Below are 4544 nucleotides of genomic sequence, written 5' to 3'. Positions count from 1 at the left end.
GAAATCCTGTGGGCCGGGACGAAGAAACAGGCTCACCTGAGCCGAACAAAGAAACGCAACAGGAATCGAAAAAGTCGAAATCAGGCTTGTCGATGTCATCCGTAACGGCTGCGTGGCGGCACTCTCATCCTCTCGCACCACTCTTTGCCACGTGGTCGTCCGTGCCGGACAAATATAGCACAAGGAAATCTGGCGGCACGACCGACGCCCTCGGTCCGCTCCAGACTGGCGCCGTGCTCGACGCCGTCAAGGCGTGGCCTGGAAAACCTCGCAGCCGGCCGTGCCGCCATCGCACCGGCCAGCCTTGACTGCGTCTCGACACGCTCGCGTGGGAAATCCTGTGGGCCGGGACGAAGAAACAGGCTCACCTGAGCCGAACAAAGAAACGCAACAGGAATCGAAAAAGTCGAAATCAGGCTTGTCGATGTCATCCGTCGTGTAGATGATGCGGCGCACGCTTTCGGGATAGGCGAAGAATGGCACGACGTGTTGCCAGTTGCGCCGCCAGCTCTGAGTGATCGCAGGATGTCGCTGGCCCCAGAAGCCGGCCTCGAACTCCTCCAGGGCCTTCATGCCGGCTACGGCGTCCTTTGCCCGGTAGCTCGCGCGCAGCGCTGGCACGACTGGCTTGCGATCCTTCCACGACACGAACTCCAGCGAATGGCGGATGAGATGCACGATGCAGGTCTGGACCACCGTCTGGGGAAAGACCGCGCCGATCGCCTCGGGGAAGCCTTTGAGGCCGTCGACGACGGCGATCAGGATGTCGGCTGCTCCGCGGTTCTTCAGCTCGTTCATGACGCGCAGCCAGAACTTGGCGCCCTCGGTCTGCTCGATCGCTCGATCCAGATGCCGAGTATCTCCTTCGCGCGGTCGGGCAGGATGCCGAGCGCGATGTAGATGGCCTTGTTGCGAACGAAGCCTTCGTCCCTGATCTTGATCCGGATCGCGTCGAAGAACACGAGCGGATAGACCGCATCCAGCGGCCTGTTCTGCCATTCGGCAACTTTCTCCAGGACCGCGTCGGTGACGGCTGAGATCAGGTCAGGCGAGACGTCGATGCCATAGAGCTCCTCCAGGTGGCCGCGGATCTCGCGCACGCTCATGCCGCGTGCATACATCGACAGGATCTTGGCGTCGAAATCGGGAAAGCGGCGCTGATACCTGGCGATCAGCTTCGGGTCGAAGGTTCCCGCCCGGTCGCGCGGAATCGAACAGCGTCATCTTCGATGTGCCGGTCAGCACCGTCTTCGTCGAATGGCCGTTGCGTCGATTGGCGCCGCCCTCGGCGCGTTCGTCCTCGAGGTGCTCGTCAAGCTCGGCGTTCAATATCCGCTCCGACAGCGCCTTCTTCAGGTCGTCCAGTAACCCGTCCTTGGCAAACACCTCATTCGGATCGCGGCCGGCAAGCAGCTGGTCCAGAAGTTCCTTCTCGAAAGCCATGTGATGATTCTCTCCCTTCCATCATCATGACCTCGCGCACAGAATTCCTGACAGTCCCGCCATGGCTGAAACTAACCAAAATTCGTGATGCTTCCGCGTCGGCGAGAGGTGTGAACGGCCTAGCAGAGCTCTCTTGTCGGCCTGCTGTTGGACAAGGGCAATGTTTTACCCTGCCCGCGGCTTTGAACATCCCTGACATTTCGCTTCCAGAACCAGTGCGACCTACCCCTCCATAAGTTCGGAAGGACGGAGTGCGACCCGAGATCACAGCTGGGAGCATAGAGAGATGTATAGCGCGGTGCCAGTCTAGTTTGCGCTCACTTCGCCACCCAGCCTCTATTGTTTGTCCCGGCTTCCTTTACATACAGAGTTGTGCCTGGTCCGCCATCTGTTCTCGTATAGAGCGACCCTACCGGGCCTTCGACTTTGCCTTCGGGGCTGCCATCGCCACTCGTCCAGAAGACGTCGCCACCGCCCGGACGCAGACGCTGAATGTAGCCGTTTGTCCATCGCGCCTTGTTCGATCCTAAATCGAAAGCGGTATCCGCTCCTGCCATAATCCCGCGGTCCCCAAAACTTGCTGAGGTGACAAGGGCTTGTTTGCCGCCATCAAAATAAACTAGATCAATCGCAGTCGAGCAATCCGCCCGCTTTCCCGTAGCACGGCCGACAATGGACCCGGCCGGCCGTTTTGTCGCGCCATCCTCTTTGTAAGAAACGTAAAAGGCAATGCTCGCGCCGCGCCTTTTATTCAGGTCTCCCCCGTTGTGCAACGAGAGGCTTTCGCCTACGCCACTTGCAGAATTGGCAATATGGACACGGCCGGAGGTTGTCAGAGACTTGAAGTTGCTGGCGACTCCGTTTCCTACCTGCAGGCCGTTCCCGATTGAGCCGGCACCTCGGAAGCCACCGAGACTCATATTCTTGTCACTGAAAACGGCCGGCGGCTGGTTGGGTTCACCGAGATAGCCACCGAATACAGTTGAACTGCTGTTGTCATCAGACACGACGATTGGACCGCCGCGAACCCACTCCAACTTGTTCCCTAGTGTCCAATCGCGAAATCGCCCAACTACGCCGCCGGGGCCTTCCAGTGCCCAGACTCTTTCGTTTGTACCCGGCTCGGTTTTCTGCAGCTCAGCCGATGTCTCCGACACCGCGTAATAGCGGTTCCCCTTATAGCTGCAGCAGGAAAGAAGTCCGTTGCCATGTGCGCCGCAGGCAAACCAGTCACACCCGAGAAAGGAACTGTCGAAGATCCCAGCCCCACGATTGTGGTAGCAGGTCAGACCTATCCCGTAACCGCCATTCACGTCAGAGCTATCTACAAAGACCCCGTGTTGGTTTCCGGCAATGTATCCGCGTTCGATCCGCCAGAAGTTGGCGTTTCCCCTTCGATCGGGCTCCTTAGACTTGCTACCTGCAACGATGTGGATCCCATTGCCAGGAAAATTAATGACATTGACGTCTCGCAGCAGTGAGCGAGACCGCACACGGATACCGTGCTTGGTCCTGTCAGCGCCTCCGAGAGATCGAATGCTGACACATTCGATCAGTGATCCCCCCGCACTCGATGTGCTGGGTGCCTGGATCCTGTCATCGACTGTCTCACTACCATTTATTGTAATCCCGTCGGTATTCTGTGGGAAGATCATTTCGGTGCAGAAGTCACCTGCCGTTCCTGCGGCGTTTCGGCCGACCAGATGGGTCCGATTCTTGAGATTGACAGGCTTCGAGAAATAATACTGACCGTATTCAAGTTGAATTCTGCCGCCCCCATTCCGGCTCGTATTGAGCGTTGCGAGGTAAGCGAGAGCCGCCTGCATCGCAGGGACGTTGTCGGTTCCGGATATTAGCATCTGATCAGGTGACGTTCCCGTGTAGACGGCGTCGGGTCTCCCGCCGAACATTTCAAGCACGATCTCATAAATTTTGAGCTGCCACCGCCGTGTGCCACCATTGGAGAGAACTTGCCAAGGTGCGACGACACCGCTGTTTTCCACTTCGACCGCCAATGGCCAAGCGCCACCATCGCCAACGGCAGCGTAGCCGTTCGTACGCAAAGCACTGATGCCGATTGGAATAGAGAGCGCCGACAGGCCCGCTACCGTCGCGTAGATAGGGACGTTCCCTTGGCTGACGGCGTCACTAGCAAGTCCGCCCAACAGAGCTCGCAATGCTTCGATGATATCGGAGTTTGCACCGCCTTGCGCCGCAGCGTCTATCGCTGCCTGAGCGGCCTGAACGCTGGTCTGCTTGGTCTGAGCTAAATCGGCGTTAGCTGAGGGATGAGAAGCCAAGGGCCCAGTCGCCACGAGGCCGAGAAAACCTCGGCGGTCTACGTTCCACATATCCAGTACTTCCTCCGCCGCGTCGTTGGCCTGCTGGACGTAGATGCCTTCCAACTTTGGCTGGATGGTGGCGCAGCATTTCGCATCTGCGCAGTATAGGGGCAGTCCTGGTTCTTTAGGGAACGCCTTCGAAAGTCAGTCACGGGCAACTCCTTTTGTATGGCGTCGGCTGATTGCTGCCCCGGATCCACGTATCCGATCACTGGATGTGAGCTTTCAGCAGCTTGTCTATCCGGTCCGGGCCGGAAAGCGGAGGTTGTCGAAGCTTCGGTGATTCTCGGAGGACCGGATGAACGTCTACAAGAATGCCGGGCTGACGCCGCTCGGTCGAGAGCGAATTGGAAGGCAGGTCGAGAGCGGGCAACACCGGAGGCCGTCACCAAAGCCGCAGGCGTCTGCCCGCGGACGGTCCGCAAATGGTCGACAGATCGCCATGAAGCATCGGCGGGATTACGAGATCGCTCATCCCGCCCGCATCAGCTGCGCCGATATCGAGACCAGCGAACGGTTGCGCCGTCAGCGCTGGACGGGCAAACAGATCGCCGCCGAGGCCGGCGTCTCGCCAGCCACTATCAGCGTAAGCGCTCATTTCCCCGCACGTCGACGGCCCTTGCAACAGCTGATCGCTTTCAGACGGACGCGTCCGGGCGGATCAGGCTGCAGCGGTTTTGAGGAAGTTGAAGGGCAGCAGGTCGTCGATGGCTGCGTTCTCGGGGCGCTGAGGTAGTTCAGTGAGGACGTGGCGCAGCC

The 4544-nt window shown here is 59.0% G+C and carries 1 protein-coding gene and 2 pseudogenes; 1 reads left to right on the top strand and 2 read right to left on the bottom strand.

Features of this window, described 5'->3' with window-relative positions; translation table 11 throughout:
• Window positions 1-420: 420 nt before the first annotated feature.
• Window positions 421-1443: pseudogene (locus tag NKI85_RS37435) on the bottom strand (IS256 family transposase); the annotation flags it as partial.
• Between the two features lie 317 nt (window positions 1444-1760).
• Window positions 1761-3848, bottom strand: coding sequence for a hypothetical protein (locus NKI85_RS37430; protein ID WP_352780881.1), 2088 nt, complete (start codon window positions 3846-3848; stop codon window positions 1761-1763).
• A gap of 235 nt (window positions 3849-4083) precedes the next feature.
• On the opposite strand from NKI85_RS37430, the pseudogene NKI85_RS38135 reads away from it, so the two are divergent.
• Window positions 4084-4371: pseudogene (locus NKI85_RS38135) on the top strand (leucine zipper domain-containing protein); the annotation flags it as partial.
• Window positions 4372-4544 lie beyond the last annotated feature (173 nt).

Origin of the sequence: Mesorhizobium sp. M0571, assembly GCF_040320985.1 — a bacterium.
Taxonomy (GTDB): domain Bacteria; phylum Pseudomonadota; class Alphaproteobacteria; order Rhizobiales; family Rhizobiaceae; genus Mesorhizobium.
Note: the sequence above shows the minus strand (reverse complement) of the source record. Positions and strands in the feature narration are given on the sequence as shown.